We start from the raw sequence: 24276 nt of genomic DNA on the forward strand, positions 1-24276 counted from the left end.
CCCGATCGGACCGCCCGTCATGTTTCTATATTGTACTACTTCTTTTGCTTGTAGGCTTCATTCATTTCCGTAATGATCTTCTGGAAATCCGAGTCCGTCTTCAGCTTTTCGACCATATCGTCCCACGCCTTGATCGGCTCGCGGCCCATGATCACCTTCGTTTTCATGTCCTGAATTTTTTTGTTAAAGTCCGGGCCGAGCTTCTGACCGGTTTCGGAAATAAGCCCGTCTGCGGGAGAGGCGATCGCAATTTGTGACCGTTCGTCGATAATCTTTTTGTTTCGATCATAAAAATCGGCAGGAATGCCCGCTTGATACCCGCTTTGATATTTGTCGAGATTCGAGAAAATTTGGCCGAAATTTGCTACGACGTCCTTGGCCGCCTGCTCAGTCGCCGATTTGATCCCATCCTTCTCTGTGTAATGGAGATCCTTCAGCCCATAATTGCCGAGCGTCCAGCCTTCCTCAGTAGCCCCGTAGTCCAAGAACTGCAATATTTTTTTCGTTTTAGCCTCCGGTACGCTCTTCGGAATGGCGTAAATACCGTAGAAGCCGCTTCCCTTCGGGACGTATTTGCCCGCACCGGCCTCTAGGCTGGACAGCGCCAGCAGATCGGCGTTCGGGTTCGTTTTGCGCAGTTGGCCAGTCAGCAGCCAGGTCGGATTCATCGCATCGGCATAGACGCCAGCTTTATTGGTCGTCATCAGCTCTCTCGCCTGCGCGAGCTTCAAGGTCGGGAAATCCGGACTGATATAACCTGCGGTGTACGCCTTATTTAGCCAGATAAGCGCCTCACGAGTACCTGGCTCAAGCGTTGTGTTGACCAACTTGCCATCTTTTAGCTTCCATCTGCCCTGTGTACCATTGAATACGTCCTCAACCCAAGCGAACGTACCGATCGATTCAGACGTAACGTAACCGGAGAAACCGATCGTATCTTTTTTTCCGTTTCCGTCCGGATCCTGCTCGGTAAACGCCTTCAACACCTCGAACATCTCGTCCATCGTCATCGGTACCTTCATGCCGAGCTTGTCGAGCCAGTCCTTGCGCACCATCGGAAAGTTGCCGCCCCCGACCAGGGCGCGAACCCGAGGCACGCCGAAATTTTTACCGTCGATCGCCGAATTTTTCCACGACTCCTGTGGCAATGCGCTCAAGTTATTGTAGTTCTTCACGTATGGCGTCAAATCCCAAAATGCGCCTTGCTTCGCCATCGTCTGCACTTGTGCCGCAGTCGGATCCATGATCAGCATCAATTCAGGAAGATCGCCGGAGGCAAGCGTCACCTTCTCTTTGTCGGAATAGCTGGAAGAAGGATTCCAGGTAATGTTTAGTTTCGTATTCGTCTTTTTCTCGATTTCAGTCAGAAGCGGATTTGTTTCGTTTGGCGGCTCTGTCGTTGTAAACAGCGTCATGATGTTGATGGAGGTCGCGCTTTCCTTCTCGCCCAATTTAGCCCCTTCGCCCGATTCGCTTTTGCCGCAGCCCGTCAATATCGCGGTGAAACAAAAGACACCGATCAAACTTGTTGTTACTGAACGTTTCAACTTCACGATAACCCAACTCCTCATTGTATAAGTTTATGATAAAAGAATAACGGTGTCAGCCCTTTACAGAACCTACCATCGCACCTTTGGCAAAATGCTTTTGCAGGAAAGGATAGACGGCAACAATTGGTACGGTCGCGATTACGACCGCCGCCATTTTGAGCGTTTCCGATGGCATCTGGATATCGCCTACAAGCTCCTGTGCAACTGTCCCGCCTGCCGAAGTGGAAGCGTCGATCAGCATATTGCGCAGAACCACTTGAAGCGGCCACAAATCCGGCTTGTTGATATAAAGGATCGCGTTGAAAAACGTATTCCAGTACCCAACCGCGTAAAACAGCCCGAAAGCGGCCATAGCAGGAAGCGAAAGCGGCAGCATGATGCGAATCCAAATTTGCACGTCGTTGCAGCCGTCGATCGTAGCCGCTTCCTCCAGCCCTTCCGGCAGACTGTCATAAAAGCCTTTCATCAGCAGCACGTACCAGCCGCTCGTGAGCGATGGAATAATTAGCGACCAAATGCTGTTAATGAGTCCCATCTCACGAACGAGCAAATAGTTCGGTATGATGCCGGGGGAGAACAACGTCGTCAGTAACACAAGCAACAACAAGCCCTTTTTGCCCATAAAACGTTTGCGCGAAAGCGTATAGGCAAACATCGACGTCACGATCAGGCTGAGCACCGTGCCTACAATTGCCAGGAAGCCGCTAACACTGATCGCGCTTATGAACAACTTGGTAGATAGCAAGTAGCGGTACGACAGAAGGCTCCATTTTTCGGGGAACAGAACGAAGCCGCGAGATACATACTCCACCGGATCGGTGAAAGAGACGACAAAAACATAGTAGAGCGGAAATAAGGCGCATAGGCCGACTAAAGACAACACCGTAGCATTCACGATGGCGAACAGCCGATCACCCGGTTGTTTCGGCATGATTAATAGACTCCTTCCTCACCGAGTTTTTTGGCAGCTTTATTGGAAAGGACGACGAGGATTAGCCCGACGACCGATTTAAATACGCCGACAGCCGTACTGAAGCTGAACTGCCCTTGCTGTACGCCGACTCTGTACACATAGGTTTCGAAAACATCCGCCACCTCAGACACGGCGCCGTTCATCATCAAAAACACATGCTCGAATCCGACGTCCATCATATGCCCAATTCGCAGTATTAGCAAAATAACAATCACGTTTCGGATAGACGGCAGCGTAATATTCCACATCTGACGAATCCGTCCTGCCCCATCCATCTTAGCCGATTCATAAAGTTGCGGGTCCACACCAGCGATAGCCGCAAGAAAAATGATGGTTCCCCATCCGGCATCCTTCCAAATGGACTGCGCCGTCAAAAGCAGCCAGAATCCGTCCGGGTTCGTTAAGAAATCGATTTTCTGCATACCACCCGCCGCCAGCAGCTTATTGACTATTCCTTCAGATTGAGACAGTAACAGGAACGTTATGCCGACGATAATGACCCAAGAGAAAAAATGCGGCAAATAGACGATCGTCTGAATCGTTCGTTTGAACAGTTCGCTCCTCAGTTCATTCATCAAAAGCGATAGGATGATCGGCAACGGAAAAAAGAACAGCAGGTTGAGCACGTTGATCGCGATCGTATTGCGAAACAGTGTCCAAAAATCGGGATGGGAGAAGAAACGTTGGAAATGCTCGAACCCGACCCACGGGCTGTTCCAGAAGCCTAAATACGGCGAATACTCCTGAAACGAAATGATAACCCCCCACATCGGCACATATTTGAATAGGATAAAGAAGAGGATGCCGGGGAGCGCTAGCATATACAAGTATTTGTCTTTGATCAGGTTTCGTGAGACACGCCTGACGGCTCCGTCATTCATTTTACACACCCTTTCGTCCATTTCATTGTTTGGTATTGCCGCAATCCGGTGATGCTGACGTCTGCTTTACGGACAGCGACAAAATCGATCATAGACGAAGGCGGACTTCCCGCCAATTGCACATTTTTGACGGGGATACTGGACTGTCTTGCACTATTTTGACCGATTGCACTTTTATGGGGAATGTACGTCCGGATCGACGGAATACGTTTCTATTGATAACAAAAGGCGGGTCAGGCATTATCGTAAATGCCTGACCCGCTTGTATAAGTAATAACGTTTTTTCAATTTCTAATGTATTCTGCAACAAACCGTTTAACGAATTATGGAACAATTCCATTAAATTCTGGAATTTCACACATCTCAGTAAGTAAGAAGACTTATCGTGTCTGATACCATATTAAATCGTAGCGGGCTGGAGCTTGTGGGATGATCCACAAGCTCCAGCCCGATTTCAATTTTCGCAGCAGAGAGTAAAGAAAGTGCACAGTTAGGTAGAATTTAAATACATTCAATGAGTCTACTGTTTTTTATAATAAGATTAGATACTCGGTCAATGCGAGATGGATGAAAGGAAAGAGATATTTAAAGTTTATTTATAATGGGGGTAGAAGTAGGTGAATACTTTGATGCTTTCTGAAAACATGTTGCCCGCGCCAAGAAATGGCGGTTTTAGAATGGAAGGATTTTGGGTTTGGTGCGGTTCCGTTATAAAAGGTGAAGATAATCGATATCATATGTTCGCATCAAGATGGTCCAAAGACTTGCCAATGCATCCTGGCTGGCTTGTTGCTTCAGAGATTGTACGAGCTGTTTCGGAAAAACCAGAAGGACCTTATCAATTTGAAGAAGTTATATTGCCTTCTAGAGGGGCGGAATATTGGGACGGAAGAAGCACTCACAATCCACAGATTCTCAAACATAAGGACACTTACATTTTATACTACATGGGGTCAACCCACCCCTTTAAGGATGTATCGTCGGAAGAACAATTTGACCTGAATGATCCAAGGTGTATTGTAGCGCGCTCCAATAAGCGAATAGGAATTGCTACTTCAAAGAGTATATTTGGGCCGTGGGAGAGATTGGATCAACCCATTTTGCAACCTAGACCAAGCAAGTTTGACAACTTTTTCACTTCCAATCCGGCACCCTGTATTCATGAAGACGGTTCAGTTCTACTTGTTTACAAGACTAGAACCTACAAGTCAAAACCGTATCCGACTTTTTTGCATAGTTTTCAAATGTCTTTTGGAGTGGCGAGTGCTAGTCATTATATGGGACCTTATACGGCTTTATCGGATGAGTCTATCTTCCCTGCTGAGATATTCAATTTGGAGGATCCATTTATTTATCAGGTGCCTGGCGGCTATGAAATGATTGCCAAGGATATGACCGGCAATATTAGCGGGGAGTACCACGGCGGGATTATCGCAAGATCTAATGACGGCGTGAAATGGGAAGCGCTTGAAGGACAAAAGTCATATACTCGAATGATAAAGTGGGATGATGGAATGGAACAGGTGATGGGAAGCTTGGAAAGGCCATTTATCTTATTTGAAGATAATAAGCCGACACATATGTTTTTTGCTACGGCAGATGGTCCTGGAGAATTTGTAAATGCAGAAAATACGTGGAACATGGTAATCCCTCTAAAGAAATAATCTTTCATTGGAGCAGTCAGGTTTTCCTGGCTGCTTTGTCATTTTGTAGCATGCGATTCGGAGTAAAGATACGAAATGAGCCTGAAAAGGTAAACATTATGCACACTTGGGTAAAATCCATACCTCGTTGTTTGTTATTGATTTGATTATTATTACAATACATCCATCGCGCAGAGAGAGAATAAGGGGAGCATACAGAAAAAGATATTGGGATTTTTCTTAAGGCAAAAAAATAGATGGTTATGTTTAATATATGGGAAATGTGAAACAAATGGAGAAGGAGTGAGTGGGAGTGGCAATGAATTTGGACACGAACAAGGTAGAGGTGCAGCCAAAGGTTCGTAAAAGATCCTTTTGGACAAATCAGCGAAGAGAATCTGCTGTAGGTTTAATGTTTGTTGCACCTGAATTTCTTGGCATTATACTATTAGGTGTTTTCCCTTTGTTATTCTCGCTATATTTGAGCTTTACGGAGTGGAACTTGGTAGGCGGAGTAAAAGCCATTCATTTTATTGGATTGGATAATTTTAAAGAGTTGCTAACGGATAAGAAGTTACTCCTCGCTTTAAAGAACAATGCGCTCTACACGCTAGTAACTGTGCCGATTGGAATGGCGCTTGGCTTGATTTTTGCGGTTATTATCAATTCAGCCGTATACCTCAAGGAGTATTTCAAAGTCGTTTTTTTCATTCCTTATATTGCAACAGGCGTTGCTGTGGCTACCGTGTTTACGGCGCTGTTCCACCCATCACAAGGGCCGGTCAATCATTTCCTTATGAGCCTAGGCATTTCCGATCCGCCTAAGTGGTTAGGAAGCACAGATTTCGCGCTCTGGGCAATTATTATTGTAGCCATATGGATAAATATCGGTTATAACATCGTTATCTACATGGCGGGATTAACGAATATTCCGGAAGATCTGTACGAGTCAGCATCCATCGACGGAGCGAACTTGTTCCAGAAATTCTTGAGTATAACGATACCGCTGCTCGGACCGACGACTTTTTTCCTTAGCATCACATCCATCGTCGCTTCCTTCAAAGTTTTCGATTTAATTGCCTTTTTGACGGAGGGTGGTCCTAATAACTCCACAAATGTACTAGTGTATTATATTTATGAAGAAGGTTTTAAAAACTTCCGAATGGGTTATGCATCGGCATTGTCTTGGGTCTTATTCCTCATTATTTCTGTTGTAACTGCTATTACGTGGCGGATTCAAAAGAAACAATTTTAGAGAGTTGGTGAAACGATGGGTACAACCACAATAACAAAGACTGTCATTACTGTATGTATGGGGCTCTTATCGCTCTTATTTTTATCGCCATTACTATGGATGTTATCGGCTGCCTCGAAAATTGAAAAAGATGTTATGACGTTCCCGATTCAATGGATTCCTACGCAATGGAATTTTATCAACAATTTCAAAACCGTGTGGATGGGAACCGTTCCATTCGGGTTGAATTACTACAACTCCTTGAAAATAGCGGTCATTTTGACATTACTCACATTGCTATTCTCGTCGATGGCTGGTTTTGCATTTGCAAAGCTCAATTTTCCTTTCAAAAATCAGATGTTCATCTTATTGTTATCTTTTTATCTGGTTCCAGCAGAGTCGACATTGGTTCCTCGATTTATTATGATCAAATGGTTCGGTCTCTACAATACACATGAAGCCTTGATTTTGATGGGGGCTTTCTCAATTGCCTTAACGTTCTTAATGAGACAGTTCATGTTGAGCATTCACCAGGAATATGTGGAAGCGGCCAAGATCGATGGAGCAGGTTTTTTACGAATCTATTGGCAAATCGCACTGCCTATGGCTAAGCCGATCGTTGCGACGGTTGGAATCCTGAAATTTTTGTGGACGTGGAATGATTATCAGAATCCGCTGATCTTCTTGATGAACAAAAAATTATTTACAATCCCGCTGGGCATGGGAGCTTTTAAAGATGAATACGCTGCTAGCTACGCTGTAACGATGATGGCTTCAGTTTCAGCAATCATTCCGTTAGTTATTATCTTTATTCTCTTACAAAAACAAGTCATCAATGGAATTGCCGGCGGCGGAGTAAAAGGATAACAAAACAAAATAGTGCACATTCTTGTCGAAATAGTGCACACAACGAAGTAAAATAAGCGTTTACAATGATTTTGTAAGCAAGCAAATATACGCATAGGGGGAAACAAACATGAAAGTCACTAAAATGATGTTAGCTTCCGGAATTACAGTCGCACTACTAGCCGGTTGCGGTAACAATCAAGGGGAATCTAAATCAAGCAGTTCTCCAGCAGCAGGAGCGACGACGGCAGCTAGCCCAGAAGCTGCGAAAAAGGTAACTATTCAGTACTTAACGTATTGGAACACGAAAGACACAGACAACCAAATCGTTGCTAATTTCGAGAAGAAATTTCCGAATATCCACGTAGAAATTGTGCCATTAGTGAACAATGGGAGTTCCGTTGATTATTACAAGAAACTTGACCTTATGGCCGCATCGGGAGAACCAATTGACGTTGCTCCCTTTACACATGTAGACTTCGTTTCTGAGCGTGCAGCCCGTGGTGTGTTGGAGCCACTGGATGCATACCTGAAAAAAGATGCAATCAATGTTGACGAAACGTATTACATGACACCTAAAAACCAAGGTAAAGTGTACGGATTGGAGTTCAATTCTCAACAATGGTTGGTGGCAATTAACAAGGACGCATTGGATGCCGCTAAATTACCTGTACCGACTTGGGGCTGGACATGGGATGACTTCCGCGACTACGCGAAGAAGATGACGAAGGGTAGCGGAGACAGCAAGCAATACGGTGCATTCTTCCACACTTGGGGCGAATACGCGGATATGCTGGCTTATACCGACCTGCCTCATCCATACTTAACAAAAGATCAAACGCCAGTATTCGGTAACGACACGTTTAAAACTTTCTTTAATCTTCGCCGTGCGATGGAGAAGGATGATCAATCGGCTAAGGCTTACTCGGATATCATCGGCGGCAAGCTGCGTTACGACACCGAATACCTGGGTGGCAAAGCAGCTATGATTCCAACGGCTAACTTCATTACCGGTCCGATTAGAGATAAAGCGAAATTCCCGCATGCGTTTAAAACCGTATTCGCACCAATGCCAGTCGGAAAAGGTACAGAGATCGGAACATCCAATCTCGGCGGCACCTATTTAAGTGTAGGAGCGAGCTCCAAACATAAGCAAGAAGCTTATGAATTCGTAAAATATGTGTCGCAGCAAACAGACGTCATTACAGATCTCCCAGGCCTGAAAACAGCGGATAAAGACAAAGTCCTCAAGGCAATTATCGGTGACGATGCGAATTTAATCGATGCTGACTCCCTGAAAGCAACTTTGTTTGACAAGCGAGTTAAATCCATCTACGATCCAAGCTATTCAATGGTATATTCCAGCCAATTGAAGACTGTTTTGGAAAATGGATTGAGCACATTCTTACTTGATAATTTAACTCCTGAACAAGCGCAGAAAAAAATGATCGATGATGCGAATAAAATTATTCAGCAAAACAAAAAATAGGTGTTACGAGGCGGCCATATAATGGCTGCCTTTCATTTTTTTAAATCAATCGTTTGATCTATGTTATATTATATCAAAGTGAAGTAAGGACTGGAGAGGTAAGCATGAATTGGCTCGTGAGATTTTCATTTTACAGGAAAACACAAATATCGTTCATTATTTTAATCATGCTTCCGTTAGCTATTTTCTCCGTATTGTCTTATTTTTTGATAAAAAGCATGATCATCGACAAAGTACATGCTTCCAACCAGAATGTGGTTAATGTCATTTCATCCGATTTGAATAAGAATGTGGAAGATATCATTTATGCTTCGAATTTATTCAGCAATGAGGGCAGCAGTTCATTCAGCGATTTGCTTGCCTTTAAGGATGTTCAAAAGTTGGATTCTTCCAAGGATTACTTTACAAGTAAACGAATCTCCGAATCGCTGGATATGGCTTTTTCCAAAACATCGGGGCTCAATGCACAAGTGTTTTACGTTAACAAAAGCCATTTTATTACCTATGCTATTAACAATGTATTGGAATATCCGGATTTAATCCGAAGGTTGTCCCAATTAAAGGATTCCGATAAGAATAACAATATAGGAACGATTCCAATTCGTTGGCTGAAAGTTGAAAATTTAAAGCAAGTGTACAGTAACGAGCAGGAATCATTCTATTTTGCAGTGAAAGCGATTAATGATCCTGATACTGGAGAGGAGATTGGTACACTGTATGTTGGCATTCCCAATAAATATTTCGAACGTACATTTTCCAGAGGCGGTACAGGGCAATTTAAGCTGTATACGGCTGATAATGAGCTGATTTACCAGTATCCGCAGGAGATTGCGAAGCTGGAACTAAAGCATGAATTGGAAGTACAGACTAGCATTCCTAGAACAGGATGGAGGCTTGTTTACCAGTTCTCTTCCCAAGAAATTACTGCGGAAATTTCGCGTTTGTTCAGTTTTTATGCAATCATCCTATCTTTGTGTATACTGGCTTTTATCATCATATCGTTTTTCATCGCCAAAACACTTCATACTCCCCTAAACAAGCTTCGAAAAACAGCAGAGCAGTTCGGAGGCGGTAACAGGCTTATTCGCTTTCCAGTTAACGGGACAGACGAAGTTGCTGTGCTTGGTAAGGCCTTTAATCAGATGCTTGATCAGATTAACTTGCTCATTACAGAAGTCGAACAGGAGCAAGAAGAGAAACGGATTATTGAACTTGATGCCTTGTTCTCGCAAATCCGGCCGCATTTTCTGCTGAATACGCTGAATTCGATTAAATGCAATTTAATATCGGAAGGGGACTCTGCAAACAGCAGGCAAATTAATGCATTAATGAGCTTGCTTAGGGCCTACATGCGCGTTAATGAGACGTGCTATTTAAAACAAGAATGCAAGTTATTAGAAGATTATGTGGAAATTATGCAGATGCGAAATAATATGCGAATTCAGCTTCATATCAATCTTGAAATTGAGATGGAGGACATTGAAATCCCGCGACTACTGCTGCAACCTTTGGTCGAGAACGCTATTCTTCATGGTTTTTCCGAGATTCCGGATCATGCGGCAATTTGGATTAACGTTAAGAAAGTTTGTGAGAAGTGCCTGATTGAAGTAAAAGACAATGGAATTGGAATGACTAAGATGGAAATGAGTCAGTTACAATACAGGATTTTGCAATCAGGAATCGAACCAGAAGCTTCTAACAAAAGTATCGGGTTGGCTAATGTGTATAATAGGCTTAGATTAACATATGGCGTAGAAGCCAAAATGGACATTAGCTCCAATGAGTTTGGCGGGGTATCGTTTATTTTACATTTTCCAATCATATAAAGAAATCAAGCAAAGGAGCGCATAACATGTTTAAAGTAATGCTCGTAGATGACGATGCTCCGATGATTAAATATTTACTCAATCTAATTCCATGGAATGGTCTAAACTTGCAAGTCGTGGCGACCGCTCATTCGGGAGCCAAAGCATTGCAATTGTTTCAAGAAACGAAGCCGGATCTTGTTATTACCGATATAGGTATGCCGAAAATGGACGGAATCGAACTTTCCGAACAGCTTAAAATGCTGAATTCTAATGTAAGGATCATTTTTCTAACCTGTCACGAAGATTTCCATTATGCTCGGAAAGCAGTCAAATTAAATGCAGATGATTATTTAATTAAGGACGAGTTGACGTCAGGTACGCTTAAGCAAAGCGTCGAAAAAGCAATCAAGCTCCTAGGTTTAATGAACGTAAGCACTGAAAGCTTGTCCTATCAAGAGGAAATAGCCAGAAACCGGGATTTGCTTAAGCGTTCATTTTGGAAGCAAATCGTCTCTGGGGACCATTCGGAAATGAATTTAAACTCGGGCAGGAGACTCGGGATCGAGTGGAAAGAACCCTCCTATATGCTTGGATTGATCCATATTGATTATTCTTCACTAATGAGAAGCTACGGTTTAAAGGACAAGCAGCTTATCTACTATGGGTTATATAACATTGCTCAAGAGTTAGCTAATAGCATGGATGGAATTTCAGTTTTTGCCGATGAGGGGCTGGAGTTACATTGCGTAATGAATTATCGTCATAATTTGGCTGTCAACCCTGCTGAGTCATTTCGTCTATTTGCATTAGATCTGCAGAGCAAGGCTGAAAAGTATCTAAGGCTTGATACCTGTATTGTGTTCAGCTATGAGTTTCACGGTTTAACGGGAATTGTCAAGACTTATGGAGAACTGAAGCAGCACAATTTAGGACTTTATTATGAAAGAGCTTCGCTCCATAAGATGCCATCCAAATTTTCCAGCTTAACGTTTAATGAGTTCGAGACTAAAGGGGAGAACTATAAAGAAAAGCTGCTTCATGCGTATCGTGATGAAGATATAGTCGCCATTTCAGATGTTTTGGATAGCGTGGCGGAGCGAGCGACAGCTGAAAGGTCATCGCCTTTTTCATTCATCTCTCACATATCCCAATGGGTACGACTATTAGAGAGTGAGTCAGGTTATGACAAGGATCATTCCTCATTTCACTCAGACTTAGAAAAGACAGTGCGCATGCAAGAGACATTGCAAAGTGTAAAAGAACGGGTTCGTGCTATCATGCTCGAAGTTGATTCAGAAGAAACAAAAGGGATTGATAAACACAAGCAGCAAATGATTGATCGTTATATTTTGGAGCATCTGTCCGAAAATATTTCCTTGGTCGCAATCGCTAATCATTTGTATTTGAATCCGAGTTACTTTTCGAGGTTCTTCAAAAAAATGACTGGGCTCAACTTCACTGATTATGTACACCATTATAAGATGAATATTGCGCATCAAATGTTAAAAAACAGAGAGCTGACGATCGAAATGATCGCAGCCAAGCTCGGTTATTCAGACCGAACCTATTTTTCGAAGGTTTTTAAGAAATATAACGGAATAAGCCCGGTTGACTATAAAGGGAAGGCTGGGAAGATTTAATAGAATGTAATTGATGTGTACAGTACAGACTGTACACGTCTTTTTTTATATATTGAGAGGCAGTAGAAAAAAAGTAAAGGATTTGCTCATAATGGTAAAAATCATTCACATCAAAATGCAAATTATTTTTTATAATGAGAGGATGAAATCATCATTACTTGGAATGACTCAGAGATATGGCGATACACCTTGATTTGCATTCCAGGTTGTACAATGGACGTATAATTTGGATACTCAGGGAGGGAATTCTATGACTTATCAGGCATATGACCGGAGATACGACTCCATGCGGTATAATAGAAGCGGATACAGCGGTATAAAGCTGCCCGCCATTTCGCTGGGACTGTGGCATAACTTCGGAGGCATCGATTCTTTTGAAAATGGCCGTAACATGATAAGGAGCGCTTTCGATCTGGGCATCACCCATTTCGATTTAGCGAACAATTACGGTCCTCCGCCCGGTTCGGCGGAAGAGACATTCGGGCGGATTCTGCGGGATGATTTCCGAAGCTACAGGGACGAAATGGTCATTTCCACCAAAGCCGGTTATTATATGTGGCCTGGTCCTTACGGTGAGTGGGGATCCAAAAAGAATTTGATTGCGAGTATGGATCAAAGCTTAAAGCGGATGCAGCTCGAATACGTAGATATCTTTTATCATCATCGTCCGGATCCTGATACTCCGCTGGAAGAAACGATGGCGGCACTGGATCAGCTGGTTAAGCAAGGGAAGGCGCTTTACGTAGGGCTGTCCAACTATTCTCCGGAACAAACGCAAAAGGCAGTTGGTATATTGAAGACTATGGGAACGCCTTGTCTGATTCATCAAGTGCGGTATTCGATGCTGGAACGAAAGATTGAAGAGGGATTGCTGGATGTGCTTGAACAGGAAAAGGTGGGATGTATCGCATTTTCTCCTCTGGCTAAAGGGATATTGACGGACAGATACGTCAATGGTATTCCGGCCGATTCCCGAGCGAATGGACCCAGTGTTTTCCTGAAGCCGGAAGAGTTGACGGAAGATGTGGTGAAGAAAGTGATTATGCTTGAGGCCATAGCGAGGCAACGCGGGCAAAAACTTTCACAAATGGCGTTAGTATGGGTATTGCGTGGCGGCAGAGTAACTTCGGCCTTAATAGGTGCGAGCAAAGTGAGTCAGATCAAGGACGCGATAAACGCGCTGGATTGCGCTGGTTTTTCTAGAGACGAGCTCAGATGGATTGATGACATATTAGGATTATAAACAGAATGGGTCTGTTCCAACGTTAGTTGAGAACACACCATTTTGAATTTATATGACTGCAATAAAAGGAGAAGGTTTGAGACATGCTAGCTGAGCGCTTTGGTCATATTGAGATTATGGAATTGTTACTAGATAAAGGTCAATTTAATCCTTATCCAAAAGCGGTTGACCGGGAGCGATGGAATCAGCTTCCTGAAGATGTTCGAACAAGGTGGAATACGGCAGGGGAACTCGCTCTTTCATACGAATGGCCGATTCTTCCGGCCACGAAATTTATGGATTTCAAGCGCAGCGGAGACCGGAGAGGATATGAATCCATCTATTGGGATCGGAGAAAAAATCTTGCCCGATTGGTTATTGCGGAATGCGCGGAAGGCCAGGGCCGTTTTCTGGATGCCATCATTAATGGCATTTGGGCGATTTGCGAGGAGACGACCTGGTGTATTCCGGCTCACACATATATTTCCAACAAAAGCGCCGGCGAACCGCTGCCTGACGCAGAAGATCCGATCATTGATCTTGCCGCCGGCGAGACGGCTGATCTTCTTTCGTGGACGTATTATTTGCTTAAACAACCGTTGGATCAAGTTACGGTTCGGGTGTGCAACCGGCTCCAAGCCGAAATGAATCGGCGAATTCTTGACGCTTATCTCGAACGGGATGATTTCTGGTGGATGGGGTTTGGCAGCAGAAAAGTGAACAACTGGAATCCGTGGGTAAACTCCAACTGCTTGTCCGCTTTTTTGTTAATGATAGATGACAAAGAAAGGCGCGTGATGGCGGTAACGAAAATCATGCGCAGCCTCGATCAGTTTATCGGGGGATATAATGAGGATGGCGGATGTGACGAAGGTCCGCACTATTGGGATCGTGCAGGCGGTTCGTTATTCGATTGCTTGGAACTTTTATACTTGGCAACGGGCGGTAGAATGAACGTGTTTGACGTTCCCTTGATTCAAGAAATCGGTCGCTACATTGTACGCGCTCATATTGCCGAAGACTATTTTGTCAACTTTGCTGACTGCAGCGCCAAGCTGCAAATCAATGGGGATGTCGTATACCGCTATGGCAAGCGAATTCAAGATCATACCTTGGCAAGCTTCGGCTTTGCCAAGCAGCACGATACGGAAGATTGGGTATTATCTCTTCAGCGTGAGCTCCCTGCACTGTTCGGCAAGGGCGAGACAGCGGTTCCCAAAGAGGAATCGTACTTAAGAGATGTTTGGCTTCCGGGGATTCAATTTATGACGGCTCGAGAAAAAGACGGTACATCGCAAGGGTTGTTCCTCGCTGCGAAGGGCGGAAATAATAACGAAAGCCATAATCATAACGATATCGGCCAATTTATTGTTTACGCTGACGGGAAGCCGATGCTGATTGACGTTGGGGTGGAAACCTATACGGCCAAGACGTTCAGCGATCAACGCTATGAAATTTGGACGATGCAGTCTGCTTATCACAATGTTCCTACGGTTTCCGGTATTCAGCAAAAGGAGGGCGGCGACTTTAAAGCGACTGAGGTTGTCTACCGTTCGGATGAAGAGAGCGCGGAGCTGTCTATGGATATCGCTACGGCCTACCCGGCGGAAGCGGGCATTTCATACTGGAGACGGACGCTCCGGCTTCAGCGACTTAAAGAGTCATACGTAGAAATTGTAGATGATTTTCACATGAGGCAGCCATCGGATTCCATTGTCCTGAACCTGATCACCCTATATGAACCCCTGATGTTAGATGCGCACACAATCCAGTTGCGGTGCCCGGAGGGTACCGGTGTGGACATCGCCTATGACGGAGATCGATATGACGTTTCCTATGAGCAAATCGGGTTAGAGGATGAGAAGCTGCGGCTCGTCTGGGGTGACAGTTTGTTCCGAATTCAGCTGCGAATCTTAAATCCTGTTAGCAAAGGGATCCATGTACTTCGAATAAAGCCAATTCATCTCGGAGATATATGACAATGAAAAAACCAAATTTATAAAAGAAGCGGGCGCTCATGGATATGACTTTGACTCTTTATTTCGCTGGAAATGAAGGGTCAGGTTATACCAAGAAACAGACACCAAAAACATGGATAGAGAGATTGAAATAGTGGAAATGAAGTTCTTTTTTAACAATATTGTAAGCGTATTCATATTGAAGTGGTAATTAAAATGGTTTAGTTTAAAGGGGGTGATCTACAACTTTTCGTAACGGAAAGGCAATTGTTTTTTTGAACAAAATGGAAACGATTACAAAAAAGGAGCTGATTACTCGTGGTTACCAACTTCAAAAGCAAGCTCTTAGCCATCTTTTTAATTTTAACAATGATATTGTCTATGTTCTCGTTTGTCCCGCCTGCAAAAGCTGCGGACGAATATGACGGTCTAAGAGCAAAGTGGCAGACTTTCTTGCTGGGGTCTTCTTATGATCCTGCGGATCCGGATATAGCGGCAGAAATCAATCTTATCGATACGACAGCGAACAATTATTGGACTACTCTGAATACGGCTACAGGCCGTACGTATCTCTGGAGCGACTTGTCCGACTGGACACGTTCCTCTACGATATCCACTAACTATACTCGCTTATCGGCCATGGCAACTGCCTATGCAACTAGCGGTTCTTCTCTTCAAGGCAATGCTGCGCTTGCAAGCGATATCATCAGCGGCCTCGATTGGATGTATGCTAATAAATATAATGCGACTAAGACGGAGATCGACAATTGGTTTGACTGGGAAATCGGGATTCCTCAAAAACTGAACGATATCATGGTGATGATCTATGATCAATTATCAGCTGCGCAAATCAGCAACTATATCAGCGCAATTGACAAGTGGTGCCCGAATGCGACGAATAGGGTTCTAAATAATGCTGCGGAAACGGGAGCGAACAGAGCGGATAAGGCACAGGTTCTCATTATTCGCGGTATTATCGGTAAATCGAGCTCGAAGATCGCCGGTGGCAGAGACGCGCTGAGCCATATTTTCCCAAATGTGACCAACGGAGACGGATATTATGCCGACGGTTCTTTTGTCCAGCATGGTTATGTGGCGTATACCGGCAGTTATGGAGTCGTTTTACTTTACGATATGGCGAAGCTGCTCTTTATTCTTAACGGTTCCACATGGACAGTTACAGACCCTCAAGTTAACAATGTATTCGACTGGGTAACGAATGCCTATCAACCGCTTCTTTACAAGGGGGCGATGATGGACACGACAAGCGGCCGGAAACTTTCCAGACAAACGGAACAAGATCATTATTCAGGAAGAGGCGTGGTCAGAGCAATCGTGCTGTTAGCCCAATCCGCGCCTGCAGATAAGGCAGCGCTTTTCAAAAGTATGATCAAAGCATGGATTCAGGCGGATACGTCGTTCACCAACTACTATACGGATTTACCCGATGGAATCGTCAGTGTTATTCTTCCGTTTTCGGTTTACCAGACTACATTGCTTAAAGCGATTATGAATGATTCAGCGGTCATTCCAAGCGGAGAATTAGTCAAGACTCAGGTGTTTGCCGGCATGGATCGGGTTGTTCATCTGCGTCCCGGCTTCGGCATGGCCCTCAGCATGTTTTCCAATCGCATTTCTGCATTTGAATTCGGAAATGGGGAGAATTTGAAGGCTTGGTGGACTGGTGTTGGCATGACGCAATTGTACAATAACGATTTGAACCAATATAGCCAAAATTATTGGGCAACTGTCGATAGCTACCGCTTGCCGGGTACGACAACAGACGGTACAGGCAGCGGCACGCCGATCCAGTGGAAGAATTATTCCAACCCTAATACTTGGGTCGGGGGTTCTGTGGTCGACGGACTATACAGCTCTGCGGGCATGCAGTTTTCTCTTTCACAGAATACGGGAAGTCCGCTGCAGGGCAAGAAATCGTGGTTTATGTTCGGGGATAAAATGGTTGCTTTAGGGGCAGGCATTACAAACACCAACAACGCTAATGTGGAAACGATCGTCGAAAACCGTAAGCTGAACGGTAATGGAGACAACGCTCTGACGGTGAACGGCGTCGCCAAAGCGAGCACACTCGGCTGGTCGGAGACGATGACGAATGTCCAGTGGGCGCATTTGGCTGGCAGCACAGCCGGATCCGACATCGGTTACTATTTCCCTGGTGGGGCTAACGTATACGGATTACGTGAGTCCAGAACGGGCGCATGGAGCGATCTGAGCACTACGCAAAGTACAACTTCTTATACGAACAACTTCTTGAGCCTTGCATTGGGGCATGGCGTAAACCCAACGAACGCTTCCTATGCGTACGCAACGCTTCCTAATAAAACCGCTGCTGACATGGCAAGCTATGCAAGCAACCCAGATTTCACCATCTTGGAGAATTCTACGGATGCGCAGGCAGTGAATGACAATTCGCTAAACGTTGTAGGAGCTAACTTCTGGAACGATGCTTCCAAAACTGTTTCCGTGAGCGGAACAAACTTTATTACCAGTGACAAGAAGGCATCCGTTACAACGCAAGAAACAGCGAACCAGATCGATGTCGGAGTTTCCGATCCGACTCAGTCGAACACGGGGACAATTAATATCGAGATTAACCGTAGCGCATCGAGTGCGATCAGTCTGGATCCGGGAATTACAGTAACGCAGTTTAGTCCGACGATCAAGATGACTGTTAATGTGAATGGAGTGTTTGGAAAAACGTTCAACGCCAAGTTTAACTTGGGGCCGGTAATCCTTTCGCCTGCTGCCGATACCTATGTGCGAGACGGCTCTTACGCGGCGAATAACTTCGGCACAGGTACGACCTTGGCAGTGAAAAATGACAATACTGGATATAACCGATATTCGTATTTGAAATTTGATTTATCCGGGGTCAAGGCTGCGGTTGGGAACGCCAAGGTACAGTTGGTGCCGACGTTCGTAGGCGCTACTGGAACAACGAATCAGGCGAATCTAGTAAGCGATAATACTTGGAGCGAAACGAGCATCACATGGAATAATAAACCTGCCGCGAGCACACTGCTTGGCTCCTGGACTGTACCTGCTGTTGGAACGAAATTACAATTAGATGTGACAAGTCAAGTGAATACAGCGCTCGCAGCAGATAAGCTGCTTTCTGTGCAAGTATCCTCTCCAACGAATCAGGGATCGACCAGTGACATAAGCTATGGTTCCAAGGAACACACGACCGTTGCGAATCGTCCGATTATGTTGCTCCTTCCGGCTACTCCGGCATTGTCCAGCTCGACAGTTGACAATTCGAAGGTAACGCTGAGCTGGCCTTTTGTAAACGGAGCAACCGGATTCAAGATCAAATATGGAACTTCGTCAGGAAGCTATACCAATTCGATTAATGTTACGAATGTAAGCAATATCAACAACTACACAGTAACAGGATTGACGAACGGAACGGCTTATTACTTTGTCGTATCCGCAACGAATGGAGCCGGTGAAACCACCAATTCAAACGAATTGTCCGCGACGCCGAGTCCGCAGCCGAATCCGCAGGTGTCGTTGACAGCTACAGATGACGCTTACACTCGCGACGGCACTTATGCGAATACGAATTTTGGCACCGGGGCGACAATGACAGTGAAAATGGACGGTACCGGATATAACCGATATTCGTATGAGAAGTTCGACTTGTCTTCGATCACGGGGTTGGTGACAAGCGCCAAGATTCAGTTGGTGCCGACAAACGTAGGGATGACGGGAATTACGAATGAGGCGTATCTAGTGAGCGACAATACGTGGTCAGATACTGCAATTACATGGAATAACCAGCCTGCAGTAGGTACTTTGCTGTCCTCGTGGACCGTTCCGGCAGTCGGCACAGCTATCCAGATTGACGTGACGAATCAGGTGATTGCGGCACTTGCGGCTGATAAAAAGCTGTCCATCCGTATCAGCCAGCCAACGAATCAAGGATCGAGCGGAAGTGTGAGCTATGCCACCAAGGAGAACGGAAACATCTCATACCGGCCAGTAATAATAATCAACTAAGGTTGATTTCGTTATATAATAAAACCGCCCCAATCTCTGTCTCGAGAGTAAGGCGGTTTTTGTATTATTCAATCGGCGTCCTGAATTCTTTTTGAAGCAGTTATAGCGTCACGACGGAAACATAGCATCGGACAAAGTGAAGGGACTCCCGATTACCGGAACTTGATGTAAACGCCTAATGTCGGGAATAGAAGTTTTTATTTACTTGGAAGTGGCAAAGAAGCGGCACTTCCATGCAGGCGTTTAATAAATATTGCAGGAACCCAAAACCTCATTGATTTTCCAATTCCAGCTGCCAAGGCATTCGGCAGTTGCGTAGGTGTTTTTACGTTGCTTCGTGTCCACAATGTCAAAAAATTCGACAATACAGGGGAAGATCTCGAGGATTTAATCTCGATCGGGACGATCGGATTGATCAAAGCGATCGAGTCGTTTTCGCCGAACAAAGGGACCAAGCTCGCGACGTTTGCGGCTCGCTGTATCGAAAACGAAATACTTATGCATCTGCGCTCGCTTAAGAAAACGCGCAAAGATGTGTCCCTGCATGATCCCATCGGAACGGACAAAGAGGGGAATGAAATTACATTGATCGACATCCTCGGGACAGAAGCGGATGATGTAGTGGATAAGGTGCAGCTCAAGATAGAGAAGAGCAAAATATATCGGAACTTGGAGATTTTGGACGACCGAGAGAAGGAAGTCGTGGTTGGGCGGTTTGGATTGGAGCTGGGGGGAGAAGAGCGGACGCAGAGGGAGATTGCGAAGGAACTGGGGATTTCGAGGAGTTACGTATCAAGGATTGAAAAAAGGGCGCTCATGAAGCTGTATCATGAGTTTTATAAGGCGAAGCGGTAAGTCGTTAGGTTGGAGTATCGTATTCTTCATTTATTTGGTTTCAAATAATGGGGGGCGAAGACAATGACAGCCTTAATCCAAATTGAGCATGTGAGTAAATTTTACTATATGGGCTGGGAGACAATCCGTGCCCTAGATGACATTTCGCTGGATATTGTACAGGGCGAATTTGTCGCTATTATGGGTCCGTCAGGCTCGGGCAAGTCCACGCTGATGAACATCATCGGCTGTTTGGACGTTTCGGATGAAGGCCTATATGTGCTAGATGGAAAGCAGATTCACGCGCTGAAAGACACACAACTGGCTGAGATTCGGAATCGGAAGATCGGATTTGTTTTCCAGAGCTTCAATCTGCTGCCGAGATTAAGCGCATATGAGAATGTGGAACTACCATTGATATATCGCGGACTATCGAGAAAACAGCGAGAGCCACTTGTCTTGCAAGCTTTGGAAGCCGTGGATTTGCTAGATCGCAGGAAGCACTTTCCTTCGGAGCTGTCTGGCGGACAGCAGCAACGTGTGGCGATTGCGCGCACGTTGGCGGGAGATCCTCCAATTATATTGGCGGATGAGCCAACGGGGGCGTTAGACTCGAAGACAGGTGTGGAGATTATGGATATTTTCAGGCGGTTGAATGAGCAGGGCAGGACGACTATTGTGATAACACATGATCGGCAAGTTGCGGAGCAGGCGAAGCGAATTGTTAGGTTTAGAGATGGAAGGTTAGTTAATTGAAATGAACAATATTAGTAACAAAGATCGGCCTTACGATAAAAACGTAGGGCTTTTGATCTTTTAATAATGAAGAATGATGTATTCTGGACTTTGAGGAACTTCATGATTGGCATGCTCGTTTATTGAAGTAAATTAAACTCATTGCAAGAGTGAAATTTTGTGGGTAGTTGAGGGGTTTGCTTCGCGGCAGCTCTTATTTTTAAGTAAGATAATGGTCAGCATAATTCACACATAACTTGGAAAAATAACCCTAACATTTATGAGGCCACTGAAGAACTAGCCTTTTAGTTTAATTGGTGGTTCATTTACAGAAAAAAGAAGACATCCTCCTAAGTGGTCGATGTCTTCTTTCGCTGTTTTTGGCCTTTTGGGACTTTCAATTTTAATCATTTAGCTTCAAGATTCGTTTTAGATTCACCGCAAAAATCGCCATTGCTCCCTGAAGTTCCATACCTAATAGACCCGCGGAAGTGGCTACATCATACCCGTGTCTGTGCTTCAATTCACTGTTCTTCGCTTCAATTTTGTAGCGTTCTTTCGACTTCGCTTTGAAATCTTCACTCTCTTGAAATGCCATTTGGTCGGAATGTTCGTCGGACTTTATGCTGACGGAGTAGCTCTTTGACTTGGCTCCTTCCTTGTAACACCCTTCCCGAAGAGGACATCGCTTACATTTCGACACATCAAAATAATAGGTAGTCACTTGGTTCTTGCTGACACCTTTTTTCCCCTGCCTCGCTTTTCGCGTCGCCAAATGACCTGCTTTGCAAACATACAAACCTGCGTCTTTGTTAAACTCAAACTCCTCTTCTTTTTTCCGGTTTCCCTGGGTAACCACGGGATTCAGTTTGGCTATTAATTCAATATGGTTTGTATTGCTGTAGATGAGATTGTCCTTCTCCGAGTACGCCATGTCGCCGATCACTGTTCGGACATCCATGCCTGCCACTTTACTTTTTTCAATGAGTTCTTGTAGTTGCTTACCGTCGTTCTTTTCACCTGTTGTAACGATGGCTGCTGTAATAATTCGTTCCTCGGTCATGGCCAGATGTGTCTTGTACCCAAAAAAAGCGGAGTCCGCACTCTTGTGCCCAACCCGTGCGTCAACATCTTCTGAAATTCGAAGCTGCTCTACATCATCTAGAACGGTTTCCTTCAACATGTTGAGGGTCTCTTGAAGTTTGGGCACTAAAGCAATACCTAGCTCATTTTCTACGGTATGTATGAGTTTTTGGCAATAACTGATCTCATCTTTCAAATCTGCATTGGTATTTTTGGCTGGGAGCTTGCCCTTTAAGCTTTCATCTATCATATAGAGAGCTTTGCGCACCTTACGTGCCCGATCCTGCAAGATTTCTTGAGGAGACTTCTGGTTGTAACGCGCTTTGGTGTGGGTGGCATCAACAATAATAGCCTTGCTCTTAATAATTCCCTTTTCGGTGGCAAGTTGCACAGTTTTCTGAATGAGCAAATCCAGCAAATTCATGTCTTTCAAACGAAGTTTGCGAAATTTGGTCAAGGAACTAGGATCCATAACAGGGTCTTCTGGCGCCATTCCAAGAAAATATTTGAAGGACATATCGTAACGAGAACGGTCAACAATGTCCACATCGGACAAATCGAAAATAGCTTTCAACAACAAGTATTTAAACATTCGGATTGGATCAATGGCATTACGACCATTATCGAGACAGTAATTTACCTGAAGTTCTTCGTATATGAATGTAAAATCCACGAGTTCATTTATTTGTCGAAGCAAATTATCCTTAGGCACAATCAAATTATAGAGTTCAACATAAGGACTTAACAGCAAAGTTTGTTGTTTTTGGATCACTCGACTCACCCTTATTCCAATGATAATAAAAGTATACAAGAAAAAGGTGCAGTCTCCTCACATTTTTCGCGAGAATACTACACCTTTGTTTGGTTTTACTTTTTCAGTGGCCTCACATTTATTGGGGGTTCTTTTCTATGCGGCGGAGAGGCATTTTGATTATCTTAATATTGTTAGGCTGCTTTACAGTAATAGAAATAAAGGCATCCAGAAGCCTAGGGATCACTTTATTAGAGGCTTACAATATCGGTCTTGAAGAAGCTAAAAAGTGGGATGCTAATGCAAATCTAACCTTGATAACGAGTGTGGGAGACACTGGAATAACTCCTCCTTCTACCTTTGGAAACGATGGAACAAGAGAAGTTTGGAATTTGCTTTTTGCAAACCGTCTACGAAATCAAACGCTTATCATTAACATAAAAAAAGGAAAAGTTGCGATTAAACAAACAGCAAATGAAAACATCCCAGAGTTTAAAACTATTCTACAAAATGAACTCATACTTGATTCAACAGAAATGGTGAAAATTGCGATAATTAATGGTGTTGAATCAGGAGAGGGATGGTCAGAAGGATATCATTTCACTGTTTTTAGAGATCCGAATGCTTTGTTTTTCGGGGTGATTGGGCAGAACAAAAATGGTAAGATAACGAAATTATACACGGACAAAACAGGAAAAATCATTGGCTCAGAAATGAAAGAATGAAGGAATTAAGTGTCTCAAACCTCAAGAGATCAGGTTCTAGTGCAAAGCTCTAATTCATGATAACATCATTGAAATGAAGTCATGGGATGGAGCAACTTACTTTTGGAAGCGAAATTGGATTTATTTAAATGGAAGCAATATGAATCGGCAATCATTTTACTAACGGTGAGATGGTATTTGAAATATAGTTTAAGCTATCGAGATATAGTTGAAATGACGAGTGATCGAGGATTAAGGATATCTCATACGATGATCATGAGATGGGTCCATGAATTTGGACCAGAAATCGACAAACGAATCCGGACCTTTTTGAAACCTACAAACGACTCGTGGAGGACTGGGGAAAACCATTGATTTCATGTTATCTGAAAATCGGGATATGCCTGCAGCTAAGCGCTTCTTTACAAAAGCTTTGACCTCTCCACATACTTAAATCCCACGTGTAATCACCTTGGATAAAAATTCAGCATATCCACCAGCCATACAAGAATTAATAAATGAGAAATCCTTACCAAAAGAAACCTTGATTAGACAGATAAAGTATCTAAACAACATTGTGGAGCAAGATCATCGGTTCATAAAGAAAATCACAAAACCAATGCTTGGGTTCAAATCGCTTATTACAGCGGGTTAAAGGGAATTAAGGCCTTGCATATGATAAGGAAAGGGCAGGCCGATGATAATTCGTCTGTCCTCTCTACTGTTGAATGGCTTAATAAGATATTTGGTTTAGTGGCATAGACAAAGTATAGTTTGTCGGGTAACTGTGAACTTTTTTAATCCTTGCACCAGAACCTCCTTTCAGGCACCTCAATTTATTTATGCGCCAATTCAAAGAGATCCATAGGTTCCGATGGTACGCCTTGATTTGCTTTCCTATG

General features: G+C 44.1%; 16 protein-coding genes and 1 pseudogene. 13 read left to right on the plus strand and 4 right to left on the minus strand.

The features are described 5' to 3' along the window. Positions 1-35: 35 nt before the first annotated feature. The 3 genes from ACBP55_RS10025 to ACBP55_RS10035 are packed head-to-tail and all read right to left on the minus strand — an operon-like array spanning position 36 to position 3404. A complete protein-coding gene (locus ACBP55_RS10025; RefSeq protein WP_464651205.1) occupies positions 36-1553 on the minus strand; it encodes an extracellular solute-binding protein in 1518 nt (505 codons plus the stop codon). A gap of 49 nt (positions 1554-1602) precedes the next feature. Next, entirely contained in the window at positions 1603-2481 is an 879-nt protein-coding gene (locus ACBP55_RS10030; RefSeq protein ID WP_464651207.1) for a carbohydrate ABC transporter permease, read from the minus strand. A gap of 2 nt (positions 2482-2483) precedes the next feature. After that, on the minus strand, positions 2484-3404 hold the full coding sequence (locus ACBP55_RS10035; protein WP_464651208.1) for an ABC transporter permease: 921 nt from the start codon (positions 3402-3404) through the stop codon (positions 2484-2486). A gap of 617 nt (positions 3405-4021) precedes the next feature. On the opposite strand from ACBP55_RS10035, the gene ACBP55_RS10040 reads away from it, so the two are divergent. The 11 genes from ACBP55_RS10040 (at position 4022) to ACBP55_RS10090 (ending at position 20857) form a co-directional block, all read left to right on the plus strand. Further along, positions 4022-5068, plus strand: coding sequence for a glycoside hydrolase family protein (locus ACBP55_RS10040; RefSeq protein WP_464651209.1), 1047 nt, complete (start codon positions 4022-4024; stop codon positions 5066-5068). Positions 5069-5366: 298 nt separating this feature from the next. After that, positions 5367-6302, plus strand: a complete 936-nt coding sequence (locus ACBP55_RS10045) for a carbohydrate ABC transporter permease (RefSeq protein ID WP_464653277.1) — start codon at positions 5367-5369, stop codon at positions 6300-6302. Between the two features lie 15 nt (positions 6303-6317). After that, a complete protein-coding gene (locus tag ACBP55_RS10050; protein WP_464651211.1) occupies positions 6318-7148 on the plus strand; it encodes a carbohydrate ABC transporter permease in 831 nt (276 codons plus the stop codon). A gap of 109 nt (positions 7149-7257) precedes the next feature. Then, complete coding sequence (locus ACBP55_RS10055) at positions 7258-8616, plus strand: ABC transporter substrate-binding protein (RefSeq protein WP_464651213.1); 1359 nt, start codon at positions 7258-7260, stop codon at positions 8614-8616. A 104-nt stretch (positions 8617-8720) separates the two neighbouring features. Next, positions 8721-10442 (plus strand): sensor histidine kinase, encoded by a 1722-nt coding sequence (locus tag ACBP55_RS10060; RefSeq protein ID WP_464651215.1) that lies wholly within the window; start codon positions 8721-8723, stop codon positions 10440-10442. A 26-nt stretch (positions 10443-10468) separates the two neighbouring features. Then, positions 10469-12064, plus strand: coding sequence for a response regulator transcription factor (locus tag ACBP55_RS10065; protein ID WP_464651217.1), 1596 nt, complete (start codon positions 10469-10471; stop codon positions 12062-12064). A 250-nt stretch (positions 12065-12314) separates the two neighbouring features. Then, positions 12315-13307 (plus strand): aldo/keto reductase, encoded by a 993-nt coding sequence (locus ACBP55_RS10070; protein ID WP_464651218.1) that lies wholly within the window; start codon positions 12315-12317, stop codon positions 13305-13307. A gap of 83 nt (positions 13308-13390) precedes the next feature. Beyond that, complete coding sequence (locus tag ACBP55_RS10075) at positions 13391-15265, plus strand: heparinase II/III domain-containing protein (RefSeq protein ID WP_464651219.1); 1875 nt, start codon at positions 13391-13393, stop codon at positions 15263-15265. 297 nt (positions 15266-15562) lie between these two features. Then, positions 15563-19267 carry a CBM96 family carbohydrate-binding protein gene (locus tag ACBP55_RS10080; RefSeq protein WP_464651220.1) on the plus strand — a complete coding sequence of 1235 codons (3705 nt, stop codon included), beginning with the start codon at positions 15563-15565 and terminating at the stop codon, positions 19265-19267. Positions 19268-19540: 273 nt separating this feature from the next. Next, positions 19541-20122, plus strand: a complete 582-nt coding sequence (gene sigK / locus ACBP55_RS10085) for an RNA polymerase sporulation sigma factor SigK (protein ID WP_464653278.1) — start codon at positions 19541-19543, stop codon at positions 20120-20122. A 63-nt stretch (positions 20123-20185) separates the two neighbouring features. Next, a complete protein-coding gene (locus ACBP55_RS10090; protein ID WP_464651221.1) occupies positions 20186-20857 on the plus strand; it encodes an ABC transporter ATP-binding protein in 672 nt (223 codons plus the stop codon). 382 nt (positions 20858-21239) lie between these two features. On the opposite strand, the gene ACBP55_RS10095 is transcribed toward ACBP55_RS10090, so the two are convergent. Next, complete coding sequence (locus ACBP55_RS10095) at positions 21240-22691, minus strand: IS1182 family transposase (RefSeq protein ID WP_464644886.1); 1452 nt, start codon at positions 22689-22691, stop codon at positions 21240-21242. 155 nt (positions 22692-22846) lie between these two features. Between ACBP55_RS10095 and ACBP55_RS10100 the strand changes: the two genes are divergently transcribed. After that, entirely contained in the window at positions 22847-23395 is a 549-nt protein-coding gene (locus ACBP55_RS10100) for a hypothetical protein (RefSeq protein ID WP_464651223.1), read from the plus strand. Positions 23396-23476: 81 nt separating this feature from the next. Next, positions 23477-24136: pseudogene (locus ACBP55_RS10105) on the plus strand (IS6 family transposase). The last annotated feature ends 140 nt before the right edge of the window (positions 24137-24276 follow it).

It is taken from the genome of Paenibacillus sp. WG02 (genome assembly GCF_055396115.1).